Source organism: Proteiniphilum sp. UBA5463, assembly GCF_002427225.1.
Classification (GTDB): domain Bacteria; phylum Bacteroidota; class Bacteroidia; order Bacteroidales; family Dysgonomonadaceae; genus Proteiniphilum; species Proteiniphilum propionicum.
Genome location: NZ_DIQL01000062.1, coordinates 24,865 through 47,256 on the forward strand (window position 1 = coordinate 24,865; position 22,392 = coordinate 47,256).

Annotated in this window: 20 protein-coding genes; 15 read left to right on the forward strand and 5 right to left on the reverse strand. The window is 44.1% G+C overall.

The window, feature by feature from the left end; translation table 11 throughout:
* Positions 1–11 precede the first annotated feature (11 nt).
* The 11 genes from B3B27_RS11305 (at position 12) to nuoE (ending at position 10,957) form a co-directional block, all read left to right on the forward strand.
* A complete protein-coding gene (locus B3B27_RS11305; protein WP_238868047.1) occupies positions 12–1,769 on the forward strand; it encodes an NADH-dependent [FeFe] hydrogenase, group A6 in 1,758 nt (585 codons plus the stop codon).
* A gap of 584 nt (positions 1,770–2,353) precedes the next feature.
* Complete coding sequence (locus B3B27_RS11310; protein WP_238868046.1) at positions 2,354–2,698, forward strand: transcriptional regulator; 345 nt, start codon at positions 2,354–2,356, stop codon at positions 2,696–2,698.
* Entirely contained in the window at positions 2,695–3,111 is a 417-nt protein-coding gene (locus B3B27_RS11315; RefSeq protein WP_238868045.1) for an ATP-binding protein, read from the forward strand. The genes B3B27_RS11310 and B3B27_RS11315 overlap by 4 nt, the downstream gene beginning before the upstream one ends.
* 41 nt (positions 3,112–3,152) lie before the next feature.
* Positions 3,153–4,529 (forward strand): [Fe-Fe] hydrogenase large subunit C-terminal domain-containing protein, encoded by a 1,377-nt coding sequence (locus B3B27_RS11320; RefSeq protein WP_238868044.1) that lies wholly within the window; start codon positions 3,153–3,155, stop codon positions 4,527–4,529.
* Positions 4,513–4,860, forward strand: a complete 348-nt coding sequence (locus tag B3B27_RS11325; protein WP_238868043.1) for a serine kinase — start codon at positions 4,513–4,515, stop codon at positions 4,858–4,860. The genes B3B27_RS11320 and B3B27_RS11325 overlap by 17 nt, the downstream gene beginning before the upstream one ends.
* A gap of 65 nt (positions 4,861–4,925) precedes the next feature.
* Positions 4,926–5,678, forward strand: coding sequence for a PHP domain-containing protein (locus B3B27_RS11330; RefSeq protein WP_238868042.1), 753 nt, complete (start codon positions 4,926–4,928; stop codon positions 5,676–5,678).
* A 13-nt stretch (positions 5,679–5,691) separates the two neighbouring features.
* Positions 5,692–6,237, forward strand: coding sequence for an ATP-binding protein (locus B3B27_RS11335; RefSeq protein WP_238868041.1), 546 nt, complete (start codon positions 5,692–5,694; stop codon positions 6,235–6,237).
* 57 nt (positions 6,238–6,294) lie between these two features.
* Positions 6,295–6,684, forward strand: a complete 390-nt coding sequence (locus tag B3B27_RS11340) for a (2Fe-2S) ferredoxin domain-containing protein (protein WP_238869524.1) — start codon at positions 6,295–6,297, stop codon at positions 6,682–6,684.
* Positions 6,685–6,697: 13 nt separating this feature from the next.
* Positions 6,698–8,521 carry an NADH-quinone oxidoreductase subunit NuoF gene (gene nuoF, locus B3B27_RS11345; protein ID WP_238868040.1) on the forward strand — a complete coding sequence of 608 codons (1,824 nt, stop codon included), beginning with the start codon at positions 6,698–6,700 and terminating at the stop codon, positions 8,519–8,521.
* Between the two features lie 84 nt (positions 8,522–8,605).
* Entirely contained in the window at positions 8,606–10,390 is a 1,785-nt protein-coding gene (locus B3B27_RS11350; RefSeq protein ID WP_238868039.1) for an NADH-dependent [FeFe] hydrogenase, group A6, read from the forward strand.
* 15 nt (positions 10,391–10,405) lie between these two features.
* The gene (nuoE, locus tag B3B27_RS11355; protein WP_407681776.1) at positions 10,406–10,957 is read left to right on the forward strand and encodes an NADH-quinone oxidoreductase subunit NuoE; all 552 of its coding nucleotides are present in this window, start codon (positions 10,406–10,408) and stop codon (positions 10,955–10,957) included.
* A 1-nt stretch (position 10,958) separates the two neighbouring features.
* Here nuoE and megL read toward each other — a convergent pair whose 3' ends face one another.
* From megL to B3B27_RS11380, 5 genes are all read right to left on the reverse strand, one after another.
* On the reverse strand, positions 10,959–12,158 hold the full coding sequence (gene megL, locus B3B27_RS11360; protein WP_238868038.1) for a methionine gamma-lyase: 1,200 nt from the start codon (positions 12,156–12,158) through the stop codon (positions 10,959–10,961).
* 270 nt (positions 12,159–12,428) lie between these two features.
* Entirely contained in the window at positions 12,429–13,502 is a 1,074-nt protein-coding gene (gene hydE / locus B3B27_RS11365) for a [FeFe] hydrogenase H-cluster radical SAM maturase HydE (RefSeq protein ID WP_286847475.1), read from the reverse strand.
* 13 nt (positions 13,503–13,515) lie between these two features.
* Complete coding sequence (gene hydF / locus B3B27_RS11370; RefSeq protein WP_286844899.1) at positions 13,516–14,712, reverse strand: [FeFe] hydrogenase H-cluster maturation GTPase HydF; 1,197 nt, start codon at positions 14,710–14,712, stop codon at positions 13,516–13,518.
* 180 nt (positions 14,713–14,892) lie between these two features.
* Positions 14,893–16,314: a [FeFe] hydrogenase H-cluster radical SAM maturase HydG gene (hydG, locus tag B3B27_RS11375; protein ID WP_238868035.1), complete on the reverse strand. Its 1,422-nt coding sequence runs from the start codon at positions 16,312–16,314 to the stop codon at positions 14,893–14,895.
* A 241-nt stretch (positions 16,315–16,555) separates the two neighbouring features.
* Positions 16,556–17,584, reverse strand: coding sequence for a TerC/Alx family metal homeostasis membrane protein (locus tag B3B27_RS11380; RefSeq protein ID WP_238868034.1), 1,029 nt, complete (start codon positions 17,582–17,584; stop codon positions 16,556–16,558).
* Positions 17,585–17,872: 288 nt separating this feature from the next.
* Between B3B27_RS11380 and dapA the strand changes: the two genes are divergently transcribed.
* The 4 genes from dapA to B3B27_RS11400 all read left to right on the forward strand — a co-directional run bounded on the left by dapA (position 17,873) and on the right by B3B27_RS11400 (position 22,219).
* Positions 17,873–18,760, forward strand: coding sequence for a 4-hydroxy-tetrahydrodipicolinate synthase (gene dapA / locus B3B27_RS11385; protein WP_238868033.1), 888 nt, complete (start codon positions 17,873–17,875; stop codon positions 18,758–18,760).
* Positions 18,761–18,824: 64 nt separating this feature from the next.
* Complete coding sequence (locus B3B27_RS11390; protein ID WP_238868032.1) at positions 18,825–20,858, forward strand: M13 family metallopeptidase; 2,034 nt, start codon at positions 18,825–18,827, stop codon at positions 20,856–20,858.
* Between the two features lie 47 nt (positions 20,859–20,905).
* A complete protein-coding gene (locus B3B27_RS11395) occupies positions 20,906–21,529 on the forward strand; it encodes a riboflavin synthase (protein WP_238868031.1) in 624 nt (207 codons plus the stop codon).
* A gap of 132 nt (positions 21,530–21,661) precedes the next feature.
* Complete coding sequence (locus B3B27_RS11400; RefSeq protein ID WP_238868030.1) at positions 21,662–22,219, forward strand: nitroreductase family protein; 558 nt, start codon at positions 21,662–21,664, stop codon at positions 22,217–22,219.
* The last annotated feature ends 173 nt before the right edge of the window (positions 22,220–22,392 follow it).

Here is a 22,392-nt window from a genome sequence, read left to right on the forward strand (position 1 = left end):
AAAAGCATACTATGGAAGTAAGAATAAATAATCAGGTAGTTCAGGTAGCCGATGGTAGTACCATATGGCAGGCATGCAGCTCTGTAGGTATTCATGTGCCTTCGTTATGTTATCTGAAAGATGTATCACAAAACGCTTCCTGCGGCGTGTGCGTAGTTGAGGTGAAAGGGGCGAAGTCTTTGTTGCGCTCCTGTATCACAAAAGTCACTGAAGGGATGGAGATATTGACTGATAGCCCGCGTGCTATGGAAGCTCGGAAAATGAACGTTGAACTGTTGCTGGCCAACCATCCGCAGGATTGTTTGGTTTGCAGCCGAAACGGAAACTGTGAACTGCAGCAGTTGACCTTTACTTTGGGAATCAACACAAGGCGATTTGAGCGAACTCGTAAAGAACACCTTGCTAAAGACGAGTCATCTTTATCGTTGGTGCGGGATCCGGAAAAGTGTATTCTTTGCGGACGATGTGTGGCTGTCTGCAGCAACATGCAGAATGTGAGGGTTATAGATTTTGTGGGGCGAGGGCTTAAGACAAAGATATCAACTTTTCTTGACCGGGGCTTAGGCTTGGTAGCATGTACAAACTGTGGCCAATGCTCATTAGTATGTCCTACGGGTGCTATCACTGAAAAAAGCTATGTCAGCGACGTGAGGGCTGTATTGCAGGATCCGGGGAAAGTGGTACTGGTGCAAACAGCACCCGCCGTACGCGTGGGTATCGGGGAGGCCATGGGAATGCCTTATGGAAGCCTGGTAACGGGGCAGATGGTTGCCGGGTTGAGACGTCTTGGTTTTTCGAGGGTCTTTGATACCGATTTTGCGGCAGACCTTACCATTGTTGAAGAGGGTAATGAGTTGCTTCAACGCATAAGAAACGGTGGCGTCTTGCCAATGATAACATCCTGTTCACCGGGATGGATAAAGTTTATTGAACATTTTTATCCACAGCTGCTGGAACATTTGTCTACATGTAAATCTCCACAACAGATGTTTGGTGCGGTAGCCAAAACCTATTACGCCGAAAAAACAGGTACCGACCCGAGAGATATAGTTGTAGTTTCTGTTATGCCCTGCACCGCCAAGAAATATGAGGCCCGAAGGCCCGAAATGGATGGTGCATTCCAATACTGGAAAGAGAGAATGAGCCTTACGGAGGAGGAACGATTCTTTGATGTAGATTATTCTCTAACCACAAGGGAACTGGCTCGTATGTTTCGTGAATCGGGTATTGAATTCACGCAGCTTCCGGATGAAGAGTTCGACAGCCCACTGGGCGAATCGACAGGTGCGGCAGTGTTGTTCGGATCCACGGGTGGTGTTATGGAAGCAGCGTTAAGGACTGCTTATGAGCTTTATACCGGGAGAAACCTGAAGAGTTTAGATTTCAAGTCGGTCCGGGGATTACAGGGGATAAGAGAAGCCGATATAGATATGAACGGAACAACTTTGAAAGTTGCTGTTGGCAACACGCTGAAAAATGCTGCTTTGTTGCTCGATCAGATAAAAAATGGCACATCACCTTACGCATTTATCGAGGTAATGACCTGCCCGGGAGGCTGCCTGGGCGGAGGAGGCCAGCCTATACCGACCAATGCCGAAATACGGGAAAAGCGTGCTGAATCAATCTATTTTGAAGATGAACACAAAACGATACGTAAATCTCATGAAAACCCCGAAATTGTAAGGATTTATGAGGATTTTCTCATGTGCCCCATGAGTGATAGATCGCATCATCTGTTGCATACGCACTATGTGAAAAGGTCGGTTTAAGCGGTTTTACATACCGATTATCAGCATGAGTCCCCTCCTGAAAGTCTCTTTCATTACAATCGGATAAAACAGATATTAATATTCAATACATTATAAAAAACCATTTTTGATATTCCCGATTTTTTGGAGCAGACTCAAATAATTATTTTTTAATTTATTTTGGCTTTGTTAGCAGACTTAAGCATTTAATAACAGAGTGGTTTATGCAGGACTCAGGAGGAGTATGAAAGATTAGTTAAGCATTTATTAAATGGTTGTGTGATTGTCTGTTTAGACTGATTTTCAAGAGAGCTGCCTGGTTGTTTGCTTATATCGGCATCACGGAAAATTTGATAAATTATTGAATTTAATTACCGAAAAATTTCTTTAATTTGAAAAAAATGGTTTACTTTGTAGTATAAAGTAGTAAAAACATTTTAATTACCTAATATTCAGATTGTTGAAAAGGTGTTTTTAGCTCTGCAATGTTACCTTTGTCAAGACATATTTGATAAAACAACCACAATATGATACAAATTGTTGCAAAGTAACACATCATAAAAACACAAAGAAAGCTATTTTTCGTACATTGTTTGAAATAAAAAATGAATTTACAAAGGGTAAACGAGATTATCGACGGAACAATACAACTCGATTGTAACACTCTTCACAATTACACAAATGCTTTTGCTTCTGATTTGATGAGTGATGTATTGCGATTTCAGATGGAGAACACCATCCTTATTACGGGTTTGTGCACAGTGCAAGCTATCCGTACTGCAGAGATCATCAATATTTCCTGCATAATTTTCGGCAGGGGCAAACAGGTTACGGATGAAATGTTGGCTTTGGCAAAGGAACATAATATATCAATTGTTGCAACAGATTCAACAGTTTTTGAGATTTCAGGGAAACTCTATCAAAATGGGTTGAAACCGGTTTCCCTATGAAGATGCATTACAACATAGAGGGGGGAAATTTCAGCGCGGCAGGACGGGCAAGCTCTGAGGTGAAAAAAACTCTTAAACAGTTCAATATATCGCCTATTATTGTGCGAAGGATAGCCGTGGCGCTCTACGAAGCCGAAGTAAACGTTGTGGCACACGCTTGGAAAGGGATAATGAGTGTGGATATCACGCCGGAGGGAATCGATGTGGTTGTTGAGGATGAGGGGCCTGGAATTGAAGATATTGACAAAGCGATGGAAGAGGGCTTTTCTACTGCTACTGATGAGGTTCGTCAAATGGGATTTGGAGCCGGGATGGGACTGCCTAATATCAAAAGAAACTGTGATGAGATGTATTTGTCATCTACACCCGGGACAGGAACAAGGCTTGAGATAAAAGTTTTTTTCAACGGCTAGCCGGCTTATTGGAATAGTATCCGGATACTTTTAGGTACAAAATGAAAGACAGGAACTATACACATTCAATTCAGATTGATACAAATAAATGTATCGGTTGCTCGCATTGTATGCGTGTTTGTTCTACACAGGCTATCCGTATTGTGGAGGGGTATGCGCGCATTCAACCGGAAAGATGTATCGACTGCGGCGAATGTTACCGTGTTTGTCCTCAACGGGCCATTTACGCTAAGGATGACGGTTTCATTTCCATAGAGAGGGACGGATACCGGATTGCACTGGTGCCCTCTGTCTTTATTGGCCAATTTCCTTCAGAATATTCGGCCACACAGGTACTTGATGCGGTAAAACAGTTGGGCTTTGATGAGGTATATGAGGTGGAGCAGGCAGTGGATTTCATGAAAGAAGCCTATGAATCTGTTGCGAAAGAGGAACTGCCTCATCCGCTTATCAGTTCGTTTTGTCCTGCAATAGTCCGCCTTATTCAGGTTCAATACCCTTCGCTTACAGAGCTGATTTTGTTGCTGAAAGCACCTCACGATGTAGTTGCTCTCTATCTCAGAAAATTGAAGGAGAGGGAGGGTATGGACCCGGGGAAATTGTTCATATATTATATTACCCCGTGCGCTGCGAAAATTGTTGCAGCCCGTGCACCCGTAGGTGAGCTGCAATCGCCTATCGATGCTACAATAAATATGACCGAGATCTATAACAAGGTTTCAAAAATACTGCATGGAAAGAAAAATCCCGGGTTACACAAAAAATTTGCAAATATGAGCCCCGATTCGGTCAACTGGTCGTTGTCGGGGACCGAAAAGAAATATTTTCCTGGTAGAAGCTTGGCTATTGACGGGATAGATAATGTGATTGAGTTTCTTGAAAAGCTGGAATCGGGACATATCGCCGAAATAGATTTTCTAGAGATGCGTGCCTGTGACCAGGGGTGTGCCGGGGGCATCCTTTGTCCCGGTAACAGATTCCTTACAGTGGAACGATTGGAACATAGGCATAAAAGATTGCAAAAGCTGAAAAAGGCCGACAAAGGAGTTGTGAGAAATCCACTTATGGAGTATAAGGAGGTGCTTCATGCACTTTCCAGTGTCGATCCGGTTTATCCACGCGATGGACTGCTGTTGGATGAAGATATGGAGAAGGCGTTGATTAAGCTGCAGCGAATTGAGCGGCTTATGACCTACTTTCCCGGTTTCGATTGCGGTGCCTGCGGTGCACCGGGCTGCAGGAATCTGGCCGAAGATATTGTAAGAGGCAAAGCGAGCATATCTCATTGTGTTTTTGTGCAGCGTGTTATGGAGAAAAATTACAAACTGAGCCCTGATCAGGCCTTTGTGGTTATAGAAAAGATATGGGGCAGGAACAGGCTCAATAAATACAGAGATTCACATGGAAAAGAATCTTAAACAGCTTACAGAAGAGCTGAATTTTGAATGTCTTACGGGTAACTCTCTGTTAGAGAGAGCGGTGCAGTCGGCTTATGTGTCTGATTTGCTGAGTGATGTGATGGGTAAAGCACAACCTAAAATGCTTTGGGTTACATCGCAGGTACATAAAAATATTGTGGCGGTTGCTTCGCTTAAAGAGTTAAGTGCAGTAATAGTGGTCAATGAGCGGATTGTTGCTCAGGAGGTATTGGATCATGCCGAAGCTGAGGAGGTAGTTATACTAACATCCGGGATGCCTGCTTTTGAAACTGCCGGAATACTGTATGAGTGGTTGAAGGAGGTTGATTGAGCACGTGGCATGAGCGACGCGCAACTGACAACAAAGTTGAATAAAGCGAAAAAGAGAGGAGTTAAATGAACTGTTTCAATGCCGATTTGCACATTCACACCTGTTTGTCACCGTGCGGCAGCCTTGATATGAGCCCGGGGAATATTATCCGTACGGCGAAGGCGAAGGGGCTGCATATGATAGCAATCACCGACCACAACACCACCCGGAATGTACGTGTTTGCGTGGAAATTGGCAGCAGGGAAGGCGTTTATGTTATACCCGGGTGTGAGGTGAACACAAGGGAAGAGGTCCACTGCCTATGTTATTTCCCTCATTTGCAGGCATTGGAGGAGTTTCAGAACTATCTGGAAGAGAGAATGACCGATGTGAAAAACGATCCTCGCCGCATGGGATACCAGGTAGCTGTAGATGAGAATGATCTGATAGTGTATGAAGAAGAGCGCTCTTTATTTATGAGTATTGATGATGAGATAGAGGGCGTGGCAGGAGAGGTACACAGGCTGGACGGAATTTTCGTGCCGGCTCATATCGACAGGCCGAAAAACAGCCTGTTCAGTCAGCTGGGTTTTATACCTTTCGATCTTGAGTATGATGCGCTTGAGGTGTCAAAAGCTACAACGCCGGAAGAGTTTGTAAAAAAACACCAGGGTCTTAAAGGTAAACGGTTCCTCCAAAACTCCGATGCCCATTATCCGGAAGATATTGCTTCAGTGTATAATCGCTTCAATATGGAGAGGCCAGATTGGGAATGTTTTAGAACATTTTTTGCTGAAAACCGGAATAAGGGATCTGAAATATATTGCACTAATGGTTGATATGGCGATGCATATGATGGATATAGTACAGAATTCCATTCGGGCGGAAGCGAAGAAAATCTGTATATCTTTTAATGAGGATAGTATAGGAAACAGGCTAATATTCAGGGTAGAAGATGATGGAATAGGAATGAGCGGAGAGGCAGTGAAAAAACTGGCCGACCCTTTTTATTCTACTCGAACCACCAGAAGAGTTGGGTTAGGCGTTCCTTTTTTAAAAATGACTTGCGAGCAGGCCGGAGGTTCGCTGGAGGTACTATCTGAAGAGGGTAAAGGGACAACAGTTGAAGCGGTTTACCGTACTGATAACCCCGACTGTCTACCGCTGGGAGATATTGCGGGATATCTGGCTTTGTTGTTGAAAGCTAATCCGGGGATTCATTTTAGGTTTGCCTATAAGGTAGATGGGAAGCTATTTGAAATTGATTCCAATGAAATGAAGTTGCAGGGGATAGATTTGCAATACCCGCAGATGTTGCCGGCAGTAAAAGAGTTTATAAACGAAAACCTGAAAGAGATATTCAAAATGAGGCCTTTGAATAGCTTTCTATGCAGGTAGCAGTGGGGGTGGAAACAGCTACAATAAATAACTTATAACTATTAATATATGAATAATATGAATGGAATAAAAACACTTGCCGACCTGAAAAAGAAACAGGAAGAGGTAAAATCCATCCTCGACTTAAGGAACAGGGCTGAGAACCCCGAGTCAATTGTTCAGGTGAAGGTGGCTATGGCCACATGCGGAATAGCCTCTGGAGCTAAAGAGGTGATGGAGTACTTCGTGGAAGAGCTCGATAAGAGAAGAATAGATGCGGTAGTAACACAGACAGGATGCATGGGTTACTGCTTTGCCGAACCTACCGTGGAAATAACCATGCCGGGAAAAGAACCGATGGTTTTCGGATATGTAAATCCTAAAAAAGCCGACGAGATAATAGAACGCTATATCAAAGATGGCGAACTTGTCGACGGTATAATACCACAAAATTATAATACTATCTAAAATACAACTAAATATGAGTCAATACAAAATGCACCTTCTCGTATGCGCAGGGACCGGATGCAATTCATCGGAAAGCAGCCTGGTTTACGAAATGTTACGCGATGAGGTTGAGAGAAAAGAATTGAAAGAGGATGTACAGATTATCCGTACCGGCTGTTTTGGTTTTTGCGAAAAGGGGCCAATAGTGAAAGTCTTGCCAGATAACACGTTCTACACCCAGGTAAGGCCTTCTGACGCAAAAGAGATTATTGATGAACATGTTATCAAGGGGCGAAAGGTAAATCGTCTGCTTTATACAGATCCCGAGACCGAGGAACATATACTCGATTCAAAACATATGGGCTTCTATAAGAAGCAGTTGCGTATAGCGCTTCGTAACTGTGGAACCATCGATCCCGAGAATATTGATGAATCGATTGCCCGAGATGCATACCAGGCATTAGGTAAAGTTCTTACAGATTACTCTCCGCAGGAGGCCATTGATGTGATCAAGAAATCGGGATTGCGTGGCCGTGGCGGTGCGGGATTCCCTACAGGCCTGAAATGGGAGATTGCTAGCAGGAACGAAGCCGATCAGAAGTATGTGGTCTGTAATGCCGATGAAGGCGATCCGGGGGCTTTCATGGATCGCTCCATCCTTGAGGGTGACCCCCACTCTGTACTTGAAGCTATGATTATTTGCGGCTATTGCATAGGCGCAACCAAAGGATTGATATATATAAGGGCAGAATATCCGCTGGCTATAAAACGACTGAAGATTGCAATAGCGCAGGCAAGGGAGTACGGATTGCTGGGTGATAATATTTTCGATGCCGGCTTCAACTTCGATATAAGCCTTAAATATGGTGCAGGTGCTTTCGTCTGCGGTGAAGAGACAGCACTCATAAACTCTATGGAAGGGAAAAGGGGTGAACCGTCCAACAAACCTCCATTTCCGGCACAGAGCGGATATATGGGAAAACCTACGAACGTTAACAATGTGGAGACTCTTGCCAATATACCTGTGATTATTCAAAGAGGGGCCGAATGGTTCTCTTCAATCGGAACCGAAAAGTCGAAGGGGACTAAAGTGTTTGCACTTGCAGGAAAGATAAATAATGTGGGATTGATTGAGGTGCCAATGGGTATTACGCTTAGAGAGATTATTTACGAGATTGGCGGCGGAATAAAAAACGGCAAGAAATTCAAGGCGGTGCAAACAGGAGGGCCTTCAGGAGGATGCCTTACAGAGAAGCACCTTGATACGCCGATAGATTATGAAAGTCTTACTGCTGCAGGCTCAATGATGGGTTCAGGAGGCATGATTGTGCTTGATGAGGATGACTGCATGGTATCGGTAGCCAAGTTCTACCTGGGTTTTATTGTGGAAGAGTCCTGCGGAAAATGTGCACCCTGCCGCATCGGCAACAAACGGCTTTATGAAGCCCTCGAAAGAATCACCGATGGCAAAGGCAAACAGGAAGATATAGAAAAGCTGAGAAACTTAAGCAGTGTCATTAAAGATACTTCGTTGTGCGGATTAGGACAAACTGCTCCCAACCCGGTACTCTCAACACTCAACAACTTCATGGATGAGTACAAGGAGCATGTGCATGATAAAAAATGCCGTTCCGGCCAGTGTCGTAACCTCCTATACTATGTGATTTCTGAAGAAGATTGTATCGGATGTATGGCATGTAAGCGGGTTTGTCCTACACATGCAATCAGTGGAGAAAAGAAAGAGCCACATGTTATCAATCAGGAGATATGTATTAAATGCGGCGCCTGCATGGAGAAATGTCAGTTTGAAGCAATCAGCCTGAAAAGTGATTATAAGGTTAGTGTAATGGCCAATTAAACAGGAATTATCAATAACATCGAGCAATAGTTGAGGGAGATATTAAAATAGTCCTGGCAATTGCTCCGTAAACCTAAAAAAATAATGATAGAACTCACTATAGACAAGAAAAAAGTAAGGGTAGAAAAAGGGACTACCATCTTAAAGGCTGCACAGCAGGTGGGAGTGGAAATTCCGACACTGTGCCATTTTGAGTTGTGCGACCTGGATATTGAAAATAAACCCGGAGGATGCCGTATTTGTGTTGTGGAGGTGGAGGGGCGCAGGAATCTTGCTCCATCGTGTATGACCGAAGCTCAAGATGGCATGGTGATAAATACACACAGTATCAGGGTGCTTAACGCCAGGACAACAGTATTGAAACTCATTATCTCAGACCACCCGTTCGACTGCCTGGTATGTGCTAAATCGGGCCATTGCGAACTGCAGAGCCTTGCAACACAGTTTGGAATACGCAGCCTCCCGTATGAAGGAGAGCAGTCGCATTACAGGAAGGATACTTCACCCTCAATAATACGTGATGTAGATAAATGTATTATGTGCCGACGCTGTGAAATGATGTGCAACGAGGTGCAGACAGTGGGTGCTCTTGCAGCAGTAAACCGCGGCTTTATGTCGGTTGTGGCACCCGCTTTCGAGATGAACCTTGAAGACTCTCCATGTACCTATTGCGGACAGTGTGTATCGGTATGCCCGACAGGCGCTCTTACCGAAGTGGATCACACCAACGACATTATAAGAGCTTTGAATGATCCCGCCAAAACTGTTGTAGTACAGACAGCACCAGCTGTTCGCGCCGCTTTAGGAGAAGAGTTCGGACTGGAAGCGGGAACGCTCGTTACTGGTCGGATGGTGGCGGCGTTGCGGGAGCTGGGATTCGACTATGTTTTTGATACCGACTTTAGTGCCGACCTTACCATTATGGAGGAGGGGACGGAGTTGCTGCAGCGCATTCAGGGCCATCTGGCCGGAGACACTTCTGTCCGTCTGCCTATACTCACGTCGTGCTGCCCTGGATGGGTTAACTTCTTTGAACACAACTTTTCTGATCTTTTGGATGTGCCATCTACTTCAAAGTCGCCACAGCAGATGTTCGGAGCGATAGCAAAATCATGGTTTGCAGACAAGATCGGAGTCAACAGGAAAGATCTGGTAGTGGTATCCATTATGCCATGCCTGGCAAAGAAGTATGAATGTCAGCGCGATGAGTTCAGTGTAGCCGGTAATGCCGATGTCGATTTTTCCATCTCTACTAGAGAGCTGGCAGCATTTATAAAACAGGCTAACATCGATTTTCTGAATCTTCCCGATGAAGATTTCGATGACCCGCTGGGTGAGTCGTCAGGAGCAGCTGTAATTTTCGGTAACACCGGTGGAGTAATTGAAGCTGCTTGTCGTACTGCATACGAGCTGCATACTGGTAAAACTCTTGAAGAGGTTGAATTTCACGAGCTGCGCGGAGTAGAGGGTATCCGGTCTGCCACCATAGATTTCGACGGGTTAAAGCTAAATATAGGAATAGCTCATGGGTTGGGGAACGCTCGCAAATTGCTGGATGAAGTGAGAGCTGGAACTTCGCAATATCATGCTATTGAGATTATGGCATGCCCCGGAGGCTGCATTGGCGGAGGTGGACAGCCTTATCATCATGGTAACAGCAGAATCCTTGCCAAACGTGCTGCCGCTATCTACACCGAGGATGAGCGCAAAACCATCCGCAAGTCGCACGAGAACCCTTCAATTATAAGGCTCTACCGTGAATTCCTGGGCGAACCGGGGAGCCATAAAGCCCACAGTTTGCTGCATACTGAGTATTTTCCTAAAAGCAATGAGGTTTCAATTCATTTAAATGGTCCGAATAGTAAGTAAAAAAGCAGAGAAGATATGAATAAAAAATTTAGTATATCGCCCGAAGTATTCGCTTGTATGGAAAAAGTGGCAGGTACCGACGGCATAGAGGTAAAGGTGAACCTTTCCAGAGAGAAAATAGAGAAGATTAATAATATATGTGACTCATACGGCAACGATCCCGGAGAGCTTATAAACGTGCTGCATGAAACACAGCATGAGTTCGGCTATCTGCCGGCAGAGGTGCAGGATGTGATTGCCCATAACCTTCATCTCTCCGTTGCTCATGTTTATGGTGTGGTGACTTTTTATTCGTTTTTCACGATGATCCCTAAAGGTGAACACCCAATATCGGTCTGTACCGGGACAGCATGTTATGTAAGAGGTGCCGAGATGGTACTGGAGGAGTTCAAGAAAGTACTGAACATTAAGGTAGGGGAGACTACTCCCGATGGCAAGTTCTCCATCAACTGCCTGCGATGCGTGGGGGCGTGCGGACTGGCTCCTGTAGTGCTTGTGGGAGAGAAAGTGTATGGGCGTGTATCTCCAGATGGCGTAAAAAATATTTTGAATGAGTACAGAAAATAGTCTACTTTAATTTATTCAATCCCTGTTCAAGGTCGGCAATGATATCTTCTGAATTCTCCAATCCTACAGACAGGCGGATAAGCCCGTCGCTTATGTTGCCGGCAAACCGTTCTTTGGGTGAATAGGAGGAGTGGGTCATGCTGGCGGGATGCTGAATAAGGGTTTCGGCATCCCCCAAGCTTACCGAAATAGACAAAAGCTGCAGGTTGTTGAGAAGTTTTTTTCCTGCCTCTACCCCTCCTTTTACTTCAAAAGAGATGATAGCCCCCGGCAGCAACATTTGTTTTTTTGCCAATGCAAACTGAGGAAACGATGCCAATCCGGGAAACAAGACAGTTTCAACAGAAGCGTGCTTTTCTAGAAACTCGGCCACTTTTTGTGCGTTACTGCAGTGTTTTTCCATTCTTATTTCCAGAGTTTTGAGCCCGCGTGCAATCAGAAAAGCTTCGAAAGGGCTCAGGCTGGCTCCTGTCATGTCCTTAATACCTACATACCGCACTCTGTCAATATATTCTTTCTTTCCCACAACAAATCCTGCTATAACATCGCCGTGTCCGTTAAGGTATTTTGTTGCCGAATGAATAACTACATCAGCACCCCTTTCTATAGGACGTGTGATATAGGGAGTGGAAAAAGTGTTATCGACCATAAAAATACAGTCGGGTTTCCGATGGACTATTTCTGCAATTGACGATAAATCTGCTATGTAAAGTGTAGGATTTGCCGGCGTTTCCAGATAAACCAGCCTGGTATTGGGACGCATGGCCGATTCAATGTTCCCCGGATCACGAATATCCACAAACGATACATCAATTCCGTATCTGCTGACTCCATGGTTAAGATAGGCGAAAGTGCATCCATAAAGCGTTTTTGAGGCGATAATATGATCGCCCTGTTCAACACACGCCCAAATGGCCGATGTGATAGCACCCATCCCCGAAGCGGCAGAAACACATGCTTCACCGCCTTCCAGTAACCGGACTTTTTCTTCCGCCTCTGTACAGGTAGGATTACCTAAACGACTGTAAATATAGCCTTCTTCTTCCAGTGTAAAACGACGTCCTCCTTGTTCTGCTGTTTCAAAAGTAAATGCCGATGTTTGATAAATGGGATCGCAAAGGGAACCGAATTGATTTTTCTGACGGCCTCCGTGTATGGCTTTGGTGGCGAACCCGGCTTGGTTAATTGGGTAGTCGTGCATAATCGAAAAGTATTTAGATAATCAAAATTACACAAATATATTACAAATTGGTTATATTACGGTAAAAAGTAGCTATTAATTTATTGCTGTTACATCATTAAGTCAGAACACGGGGTTCGGAAGTAAGAAAGTCTCAGAAGCTAAAACACATAAATATGTGAATGTAGCGCATATATTACTTCAATCATCAGGCTCTGGAAAGTATCTCCCTGAGGTATTAGGGCTATCAAAGGAGAGTATTAATAACAGTGATACCGCGCGGGGTTGTATCTATCGAGGCGGGCCCTTATAATGCAGAGAGTTGCCCTGGAGAAAGTACCCTATCTCATGTCCTGTCGCCTGCAGGCGTTGCTCCAGGAAAAAAAGCTCGTCTTCGTCGCTGTTGGCAGAGAGGGGCTTGTTCTCATACAGGAAGTAGTCGTTACGGTACTGTCTTGGAGTAATGTTAGGCATCAATACGTTGGCACCCACTCTGATAGCCTGTTCGCGTCCGCCCTTTTCAATAGCCTGCAGTGCGGTGGTGGCAGCAATGTTAATGTCAGGCATCAGTATGCGAAGCAATGATACCATTTTAAGGCTCAGTGCAAGCCTCTCGGCAAGCGGAGGAAGCTGTGCCCTGTACTGGTACAGCGGAGTATTGGTGTGTTCAATATAAGGGCCCATGCCGCACATATCTATATCGTGTTGTTTCATGAACAGCAGATCGTTTGCCAGGTGCTCTCCGGTCTGAAACGGCAGCCCTATCATAACGCCTGTGCCCACCTGGTAGCCATTCTTACGCAGTGCTTCCAGTGCATTTATCCTTTTACCGTAACTGTGAATCTCATCGTTGGGGTGTAATCTCCCGTAAAGCTCTTCCGAGGATGCTTCAATCCGGAGCAGATAGCGGTCGGCACCACTTTCGAACCAGCGGCGGTAGGTCTCTTCTGATTGTTCTCCACACGAAAGGGTGATACCTATCTCACCGTTGGTTACACTTTTGGACTCTGACACTATCTTGTCAATTTTATTGACAAACGCTTTAGAAGATGTTTCTCCTGACTGTATCGCCACGGAACCGTACCCTTTTTCATAGGCATTCTTAACTGCCTTCATCACTTCATCGTGGCTGAGAATATAACGGTGCGTATTGCTGTTAGACCGTCTGATGCCACAATAGTAACAATCCTTTTCGCAAATATTGGAGAGCTCTATCAATCCGCGTAAAAAAACCTTGTTCCCTACATTTTGCAGTTTTATTTTAGCCGAATAGCTGAACAGCTGCTGCTTCTCTTCATCCTGCAGGGAGAGAAGTGTTACGATATCGTCTTTCGACAGGATACTTTTTTTTAATATGTCAAACATATGATGACAGTTGTCAGCCGGCCGTTATTTTGTCGAAAACTACCGTCGCTCTTTTAAAAATGCCATTCAGATAAGCCAGTGTCATTCCATAGTTTGTAACAGGTATACCTGCTTCAATAAATGGTTTCAGCCGATTATGCAACTGCTTTCGTGTAATCATACAGCCGCCGCATTGTATTACAAGTGAAAAGTCTTTTACCTTTCGTGGAACCTCCGAGAGGCCTGAAACGACTGTAAAATTAAGCTTTTTCCCGGTGAACTGCTGCAGCATACCAGGTATTTTTACACGTCCTATGTCGTCGCAGCTGGTCTGGTGTGTACAACTCTCCAGAATAAGGACGGAGTTTCCTTCTTCAAGCTTAGAGATGTGTGGCGTCCCTTTGATGAATGCATCAAAGTTACCCTTAAGGCGGGAAAAAAGGATGCTGAAGCTGGTCAATGGAATATTTTCCGGAAGTATTTCTGCTACAATACCGAACACCGAACTGTCGGTAATTGCCAAAGCAGGGGTGATGCCAATTTTAAGAAAGTCGGAGAGCTCGGTCTCTTTCAATACAACTGTGATACACCGGTTATCAAGTGCGTCGCGGATGGTTTGATTCTGCGGGAGTATTATCCGTCCTTCCGGTGCTTCCCTGTCAATGGGGGTTATCAGCAAAACCACATCCTTTGGTTGTACCAGGTCGCCGATTAGCGAATTTTTCTGAAAGGCAATTTCAGGTACTATCCTTTTCAGTGCGGAAACGAGTCTGTTCTTATCTGCCGGGTTGATAGTGCTGAAGTCGATAATTTCTGATTTGGAGTACTGTTTAATGGCTGTCTTGGTGATAGCGGCTATTTTGTCTATATCGCTTTTGTTGTGGGCAATGAGGTAAGGGACATCATATCTTTTAAACTGTTCAATCAGCCGCACTTCATAATCGCCAAACTGATTACCGGCAATAAGAAGAATAGCACAATCAACTCTTCGTATAACTTCCTGCGATTTCCGTATCTTTTTTGATCCTATCTCCCCTAAGTCATCTATTCCGGCGGTGTCTATCAGAATTGCCGGGCCAATATCCAGGATTTCCACCGATTTTTTCACCGGATCTGTTGTTGTACCCGGGAAACTTGATACAATAGAAATATCCTGTCCGGTGATCATATTTATCAGCGAACTTTTTCCTGTATTTCTTCGTCCGAATATGCCAATATGGAGGTTATTCATACTTATTCTTTCTGATTCGGAACTGATCTTTACAATCGTTTCCTCATGGCAGGCCAGGCAGTTATCAAAGAATAAATATTCACTATGTTCATCAGGCTCGTCATGGCGACTAATAAAACCATCACAATTGCAGAATAAATATCCAGTATTTTAATCAGGCCCTTTTCCCGGGATAGCAGTTTAAAAATACAAATCCCGTTCCCCTTCTTTAATTTTTGCAATCCTTTCCCGCACCTCTGCCTGCACCTTTTCATTCAGGCTGCCCATATTCTTCTCAATCACTTCCCAGCCCTTTTCAGAAGTCTCCTCCGGCGCGTAATCAACAAGGTACTCAGCCAGTGTGAGAATAGCATTGGGAGTACAGAACCGTTTGATGAATCCCGGTACTGAAAACTCCATAAAGTGCTCGCCAGTTCTTCCAAGCCGGTAACAGGCAGTGCAGAACGATGGCAGCATCTCCTGGTGCAGAAGTTCGTCGATGATCTCGTTTAGTGAGCGGTCGTCGTTGATACGGAACTGTCCCCTGTTAAGGTCGTGATCCTTCTCCTTAGTCAAATAACCGCCAAGCTCTATCTTTGTTCCACCATCTATCTGCGACACCCCGTATTGTATAAGTTCGTTACGCAACCCTGCCGGCTCACGTGCCGTGAGTATCATGCCGGTATATGGTACGGCAAGGCGAAGGATAGCTACTAACCTGGCGAAATCTTCGTCTGAGGCAAAATAGCGGTTGCCCATCTGCAGCATCGAAGCATCTTTTATTCTCGGGAACGATATGGTATGCGGCCCCACGTTGTAACAAGCCTCAAGGTGGTTGGTGTGTCGCACCAGACCCATCACCTCAAAGCGCCAGTCGTAAAGTCCTATCAGAGCTCCTATGCCCACATCATCGAGCCCGGCTTCCTGTGCCCTGTCGAGAGATGTAAGGCGGTAATCAAAATTAGCTTTTTTCCCACGCAGGTGATAGGTCTTGTAAGCTTCTCTATGATAGGTTTCCTGAAATACCTGGAAAGTCCCTATTCCCGCTTCTTTCACAATACGGAACCCTTCTATGTCTAACGGAGCAGCATTAATGTTTACTCTTCTTATCTCCCCGTTCCCTTTCTTCACACTGTATGCTGTTCTTACGGTGTCGGCAATAAATTCAGGGCTGTACTGCGCATGTTCTCCATACACCAGTATCAACCTCTTCTGGCCGCTATCCTCCAATGCTTCAATCTCCTTCATTAGCTCTTCATGGGTAAGGGTTTTACGCACCTGCTCAGTGTTTGAAGCCCTGAATCCGCAATAAGTGCAGTTGTTGGAACACTTGTTGCCTACATAAAGTGGGGCAAAAAGTACGATCCTGTTGCCGTAAATCCTCTTTTTCAGTTCTCTGGCACCCTCTTTGATTAGTTGAATTGATTCTTGGTCCGATGCATTGATTAGCGTTGCCGTCTCCTCCAGGTTTAATCTTTTTTTGGAAAGCGATTTGTCAATTATCTCTCTTACCTTCTCAGGAGTTGGCACTGCACTATTCAGATACTCCCAAATTTCATCCGTATCGATAAACGGCTGCATGGGAACATCGGGAATTCTATATTTTTCAGGTGTAAATTGCATACGTTTTATAAAATCTCACTTTATTACAAAGATAACATTTACCAAGCAATTTTGCACCATTAAAAATGAATAAATTTTGACTATCATGCAGTTCTGTTCTCTTTTTATATTATCCGGGTCACTCCTTTTTCAATTTCAGAATCAATTTGCTACCGGATTTATCAGAGTGATTAAACAGATTTGTATTTCCTCCCAACATTTTAGACGGCGCATGACAGAGAGGGGCTTTTTTTGCCAGTTTTCAGCTTCTGTATTTTGCCGCTTCCCTGCTTCTGCTTTTTTCTGTGATAATTATAGACATCAGGATTGATGCAATCAATATGGTAATTATGACTATCAGTGAGAACCATGAATGTTGAGCAAAAAAATTACTTATTCCCCCAAAAGCGCTTGAAATCATTTTTGCTCCGATAAAAAGGAGTATGACGCTTACGCCAGTTTTCAAATACCTGAACATACTCATAACCCCTTTCAGGGCAAAGAACAGTGAGACCAGGCCCATCACGGCAAAAAGATTTGAGGAGATGGCAATAAAATTCTCTTCAGAGGGAGTTAGTATGCTGTTTGACCCCTCTTTTATTACGCCAATAATGGCAGGAATGGAATCTACAGCAAAAAGGATATCTGTTGACCCGATGACTAGCAATGTTAGAAAAAGGTTTGTAATCAGAATTTTATCATCTTTTCTTGTAAAGAAATGCGGAGAATGGACATTGGGATCGACCGGAAAAAGCTTTGATGCACTCTTATAGAGAATATTCGACTCCGGATTCACGCTCTCCTCCTCTTTGGAGAATGCCATTTTATAGGCTGTCCAAATAAGCAGCAGCCCAAAAATGTAGATTAACCAGTGGAACTTTTCCACCAGTTCCATCCCGGCAATAATAAACAGTACGCGCAAAGCAATTGAAATGAGGATGCCAAGTTTCAGAAGTTTAGGCTGATTGTCCGCTTTAATCCCCATCATTGAAAAAATGAGGATAAAGACAAAAAGATTATCTACCGATAGTGAGTATTCAGTGAAATAACCAGCAATAAATTTTGACGCCATTACAGGCCCTGTACGTACAGCACTTCCGGAATCCAGTGGGAAAAGTAAAGCGAGCGACAGGCCGAAAAGCAGTGCAACGGATACCCATACGGCAGTCCAGCTTAATGAAGACCTTAAACTTAAGGTACTACCTTTAAGAGATGTTAAGGACAGGTCGATAGCGTAAACAACGGCAAAAATTGCTATAAACGCAAGCCAGTAAATTGTTATTGAACTCATCTTGTGACGATTTATAATACAATGTTTATAAGGGACTCGCGACTGTTGAAGGGTATTTCTGCCGGTCAAAAATCACTCAAAAATATCACTTATTTTAATCAGTTGTACCCGGGAAGATGTAATTTATGTTAAATACACATGTTTTTTTGATCTAAATCTCTCTTGTCAAGTTTTTTTAGAACGATGTTGCCCTGTTTTTTTTAAAAATATGTACCTTTGTGTTTCGGAAACAATTTATCCGGAAAATGGGCATTCCGTTAATAAACTGCAGGAAAAAACTATCATTTCATGTCAAAAATAACATTCAGAGGTTTGGGAGTAGCACTTATTACCCCCTTCTGTGAAGACGGCTCTGTGGATTTTGAGGCGCTTTCGCGGTTAATAAGATACCATTTGGAGAATGGTACAGATTATATTGTGGCTTTAGGGACTACAGCTGAAACACCTACGCTCTCGAAAAAAGAGAGAGAGGAAGTGGTCAAGTTCATTGTTGAAAAGGTAAATGGCAAGATTCCCGTTGTAATGGGTGTGGGGGGCAACAATACCGCCGAATTAACAGAGGAGCTTAGGAGTAGCGATTTCTACGGAATAAGTGGAGTGCTTTCAGTAACACCTTATTACAACAAGCCCACTCAGGAAGGGCTTTATCAGCACTATTGCGCTCTATCAAAAGCCTCTCCGGTACCTATCATACTATATAATGTGCCCGGGAGGACCGGGGTGAACATGACGGCCGAAACAACACTACGCATTGCGCGTGACTGTAAAAATATTGTAGCCGTGAAAGAAGCATCGGGCAACCTGGAACAGATAAAAACCATAATAGACGGAGCACCGGAGGGGTTTTACGTTATTTCGGGTGATGATGCCATTACTACCGATGTGATACAACTTGGCGGAATAGGGGTAATCTCGGTATTCGGCAACGCCTTCCCGAAAGAGATGGCCTGGCTGGTAAAAAATGCTCTTGAAGGCGATGCATCAGAAATCCGCAGGAAGATGAATGAAGATTTTGATACACTTTTCCATCTTATGTTCGTTGAGGGTAATCCTGCAGGAGTAAAGTGTCTCCTTTATCTGAAAGGTATGATAAAAAACAGGCTTCGCCTGCCATTAGTGCCTGTGAGTGAAAAAACTCTTCAACAAATTAAAAAAGAACTGGCTAAGTTCAGCTGATTGAAAATTCTTTCGGAATATTTTTGTACTTTTGTATTTGCAAAACAAATCAATCATGTTTAAAATGAAGAGAGTTTTATTTTCATCAATACTATTGTCAGCAATGATCACCTCAGGTTGTACTCAGAAAAAGACGACATATGCCCAGGGGGGGCTTGACCTCTCAAATATCGATACATCAGCCTTATACGGCGAAAGTTTTTATAAATATGCTACCGGGGGCTGGCAGGAGGCCAACCCCATTCCCGATGAACATGCCCGTTACGGCTCGTTCGACAAGCTGCGCGAAGAGAATCAGGTGCAGATACAATCGCTGATAGAAGAGCTTGGAAAAACTGATAATCCCGCCGGGTCAAACGCTCAGAAGGTGGGTGATCTCTATATGATGGGTCTTGACAGCGTTAAGCTAAACAGCGATGGCGCAACTCCCATTATTCCACAACTTGAAGAAATAGCAGCTGCAAAGGGAAAAAAAGATATCATACGTCTGATGGCAAAAATCAGCCGTTTTGCTTCGAATCCGTTTTTCGGGTTTTCAGTAGGGCCCGACGATAAAAATAGCGGGATGAATATCGCCCATATTTACCAGTCCGGTATCAGCATGGGTGATAGAGATTACTACCTGTCAGAGGATAGCCACTCCAAAATGATACGCGAAGAGTATAACAAGCTTATAAATGCTCAATTCCGTAATGCTGGCTATTCTGAAGATGCTGCCCTGAGGGCTGCTGAGAACGTTATGAAAATTGAAACGGAACTTGCCGGCGCTCACATCACAAAAGAGATGAGGCGTCAGCCCGAACTGAATTATCATAAAATAGCGGTTGCATCACTCAATAAAACGATTGCTCCGTTTGAATGGGATTTATATTTTAAAGAGGTGGGAGCCGAAGGGATTGATAGCTTAAACGTGTCGCAGACAGAGCCAGTTAAAAGATCCATCGCAATTATTGAAAGGGAGCCGGTGGATGTTTTGCAGGATTACCTTAGCTGGAAGGTAATCAATTCAGCAGCTGGATATCTGAGTGACGATTTCGTGAATGCAAATTTCGAATTTTACGGGAGAACCTTGAGCGGGAGACAGGAACTTCGCTCTCGCTGGAGAAGGAGCATCGATGCCGTTAACGGGACAATGGGAGAAGCTGTGGGACAGCTTTATGTGAAGAAATATTTTCCTCCTGAAGCCAAGGAGCGAATGCTCAATCTGGTAAATAACCTTAAAACGGCATTGAGTGAACGTATCAATCAGCTTGAATGGATGAGCGAAGTCACTAAAGTGAAAGCACAGGAGAAGCTGGGTACGTTCATTATTAAGATAGGCTATCCCGATAAGTGGAAAGATTATTCCACCCTCGAGATCAAAGCTGACTCCTACTGGCAGAACATAGTGCGGGCTTCTGAGTTTGCATATGCCGAGATGATTGACGACTTGGGCAAACCGGTTGACAGGACAAGGTGGTATATGTCGCCCCAGACAGTAAATGCATATTATAACCCCACGTCAAATGAGATTTGCTTCCCCGCTGGAATACTTCAGCCTCCTTTCTTTTATATTGATGGCGATGATGCTATAAACTACGGTGGCATAGGTGTGGTAATCGGGCATGAGATGACGCATGGGTTCGACGACCAGGGCCGGAAATTTGATAAAGACGGAAACCTGGCCGACTGGTGGACAGCGGAGGATGCTCAACGTTTCGAGGAGAGAGCCAAAGTGCTGACCGATTATTTTGATAATATTGTTGTACTTGATACCGTTCATGCCAACGGCAAGTTCACGCTTGGTGAAAATATTGCCGACCATGGGGGGCTGCAAGTTGCACATCATGCTTTCCAAAGCACTGCTCAGGCACAGACTGGAGAGACTATTGACGGTTTTATGCCCTCTCAGCGGTTTTTCCTTAGTTATGCCAATCTCTGGGCAGGGAATATACGTGATGCCGAAATTTTGCGGTTGACAAAAATTGACCCGCATTCCCTCGGTCGATGGCGTGTTGACGGAGCACTACCACATATCGATGCATGGTACGAAGCATTCGGTATTGAACCCTCCGACCCAATGTACCTGCCCGCCGAAGAGCGTGCTTCTATCTGGTAAAAATAGTTTTGTGAATTACAGTTAATTATCAAATATTCAATATTAAGATGTTTTCAGGAATAGTAGAAGAGGCCGCAACAGTTGTAGCGCTTAGCAAGGAGAAAGGAAATCTGCACATTACCCTTACATGTTCCTTTACCGGAGAGCTGAGAGTAGATCAGAGCGTGTCGCATAACGGAGTGTGCCTCACCGTGGTTGAAATAGATGGCGACAGATATACGGTGACTGCCATCCGGGAGACTCTGGAGAAGTCGAATCTAGGCCTTCTGGAGATAGGAAGCAAGGTGAACCTTGAACGCAGTATGCCTATGAATGGACGCCTTGATGGACATATTGTTCAAGGGCATGTCGATCAAACGGCTGTTTGCAAGAATGTTGTGGAGGCAGATGGCAGCTGGTACTACACTTTTGAGTACAAGTTTGACAGGGATATGGCAAAGAAAGGGTATTTGACTGTGGACAAAGGCTCAGTAACAGTAAACGGGGTTAGCCTAACAGTTGTGGACCCTGAGGAGAACAGCTTTAAGGTGGCAATAATACCCTATACTTATGAGTTTACCAATTTTCACCAAATACAAAAGGGAACAGTAGTGAACCTTGAATTTGATATAATAGGTAAATATATAAGCCGTATAGTGGCACTGAACTATTTAGATATACCGGGTGAGTAGAAAGGTAAACATGATTCCACTACACTATGGAGTGAACTTTTTCTTTAACCTGAAAAGAGTAAATATGTTTATTTTTGCGGTTGCGGGAAAAGTTCGAAAAAGTTTGACATTAGTGAACGGATAACGTATAATATGGATTTTCTTGAATTTGTATCCAATCGCCAGAGCGATCGTGCATTCGACCCTGATCGAATGGTGGAGAGAGAAAAAATAGAGCGGATAGTTGAAGTGGCTCGTCTTGCCCCTTCAGCATGTAACGCCCAGCCATGGCATATTATAGTTGTAGATGATTTTGAATTGAAGAACAGGGTGGCCGAAGCTACCTCAGCTCGTTCTTTGGGCATGAATCATTTTACAAAACAGGCCCCTGTTCATATTGTGCTGGTTGAGGAGAAGGTGAACTTATCTTCAGGAGTCGGGGGCTGGGTAAAGCAAAAAGACTACGCTCAGATGGATCTTGGCATAATTGCCGCCCATATTGTTCTGGCTGCTCATGCCGAGGGGCTTGGCTCCTGCATACTGGGCTGGTTTGATGAACCTGGTATGAGAAGGCTATTGTCAATTCCTGAATCCAGGAGGGTGTGGTTAGATATAGCCGTTGGGTATAGCGTGCAGCCTCTAAGGCCAAAAAAACGTAAGCCGCTGGAAGATGTGGTTTCGTACAATGGCTACAAGAACAACATTAAATAATAGATTATTAAAAAAAGCAGATTGGCCGGAATGAATAGTTTATAAAGATTAAACTTTAATCTTTTTAACAAGATGTTTGTGAAGTTTTGTTGGTGACATCGTAAAAATATGTCATCTTTGTATTTTCAAAACATTTATGAAACAAGGTGGCTTAGAGCTGGTTTATATACCGA

Bases quoted from the DNA above. Each gene is read 5' to 3' on its own strand.
- B3B27_RS11305 (WP_238868047.1), top strand. From the start codon at position 12: ATGGAAGTAAGAATAAATAATCAGGTAGTTCAGGTAGCCGATGGTAGT.
- B3B27_RS11310 (WP_238868046.1), top strand. From the start codon at position 2,354: ATGAATTTACAAAGGGTAAACGAGATTATCGACGGAACAATACAACTC.
- B3B27_RS11315 (WP_238868045.1), top strand. From the start codon at position 2,695: ATGAAGATGCATTACAACATAGAGGGGGGAAATTTCAGCGCGGCAGGA.
- B3B27_RS11320 (WP_238868044.1), top strand. From the start codon at position 3,153: ATGAAAGACAGGAACTATACACATTCAATTCAGATTGATACAAATAAA.
- B3B27_RS11325 (WP_238868043.1), top strand. From the start codon at position 4,513: ATGGAAAAGAATCTTAAACAGCTTACAGAAGAGCTGAATTTTGAATGT.
- B3B27_RS11330 (WP_238868042.1), top strand. From the start codon at position 4,926: ATGAACTGTTTCAATGCCGATTTGCACATTCACACCTGTTTGTCACCG.
- B3B27_RS11335 (WP_238868041.1), top strand. From the start codon at position 5,692: ATGATGGATATAGTACAGAATTCCATTCGGGCGGAAGCGAAGAAAATC.
- B3B27_RS11340 (WP_238869524.1), top strand. From the start codon at position 6,295: ATGAATGGAATAAAAACACTTGCCGACCTGAAAAAGAAACAGGAAGAG.
- nuoF (WP_238868040.1), top strand. From the start codon at position 6,698: ATGAGTCAATACAAAATGCACCTTCTCGTATGCGCAGGGACCGGATGC.
- B3B27_RS11350 (WP_238868039.1), top strand. From the start codon at position 8,606: ATGATAGAACTCACTATAGACAAGAAAAAAGTAAGGGTAGAAAAAGGG.
- nuoE (WP_407681776.1), top strand. From the start codon at position 10,406: ATGAATAAAAAATTTAGTATATCGCCCGAAGTATTCGCTTGTATGGAA.
- megL (WP_238868038.1), bottom strand. From the start codon at position 12,158: ATGCACGACTACCCAATTAACCAAGCCGGGTTCGCCACCAAAGCCATA.
- hydE (WP_286847475.1), bottom strand. From the start codon at position 13,502: ATGTTTGACATATTAAAAAAAAGTATCCTGTCGAAAGACGATATCGTA.
- hydF (WP_286844899.1), bottom strand. From the start codon at position 14,712: ATGAATAACCTCCATATTGGCATATTCGGACGAAGAAATACAGGAAAA.
- hydG (WP_238868035.1), bottom strand. From the start codon at position 16,314: ATGCAATTTACACCTGAAAAATATAGAATTCCCGATGTTCCCATGCAG.
- B3B27_RS11380 (WP_238868034.1), bottom strand. From the start codon at position 17,584: ATGAGTTCAATAACAATTTACTGGCTTGCGTTTATAGCAATTTTTGCC.
- dapA (WP_238868033.1), top strand. From the start codon at position 17,873: ATGTCAAAAATAACATTCAGAGGTTTGGGAGTAGCACTTATTACCCCC.
- B3B27_RS11390 (WP_238868032.1), top strand. From the start codon at position 18,825: ATGAAGAGAGTTTTATTTTCATCAATACTATTGTCAGCAATGATCACC.
- B3B27_RS11395 (WP_238868031.1), top strand. From the start codon at position 20,906: ATGTTTTCAGGAATAGTAGAAGAGGCCGCAACAGTTGTAGCGCTTAGC.
- B3B27_RS11400 (WP_238868030.1), top strand. From the start codon at position 21,662: ATGGATTTTCTTGAATTTGTATCCAATCGCCAGAGCGATCGTGCATTC.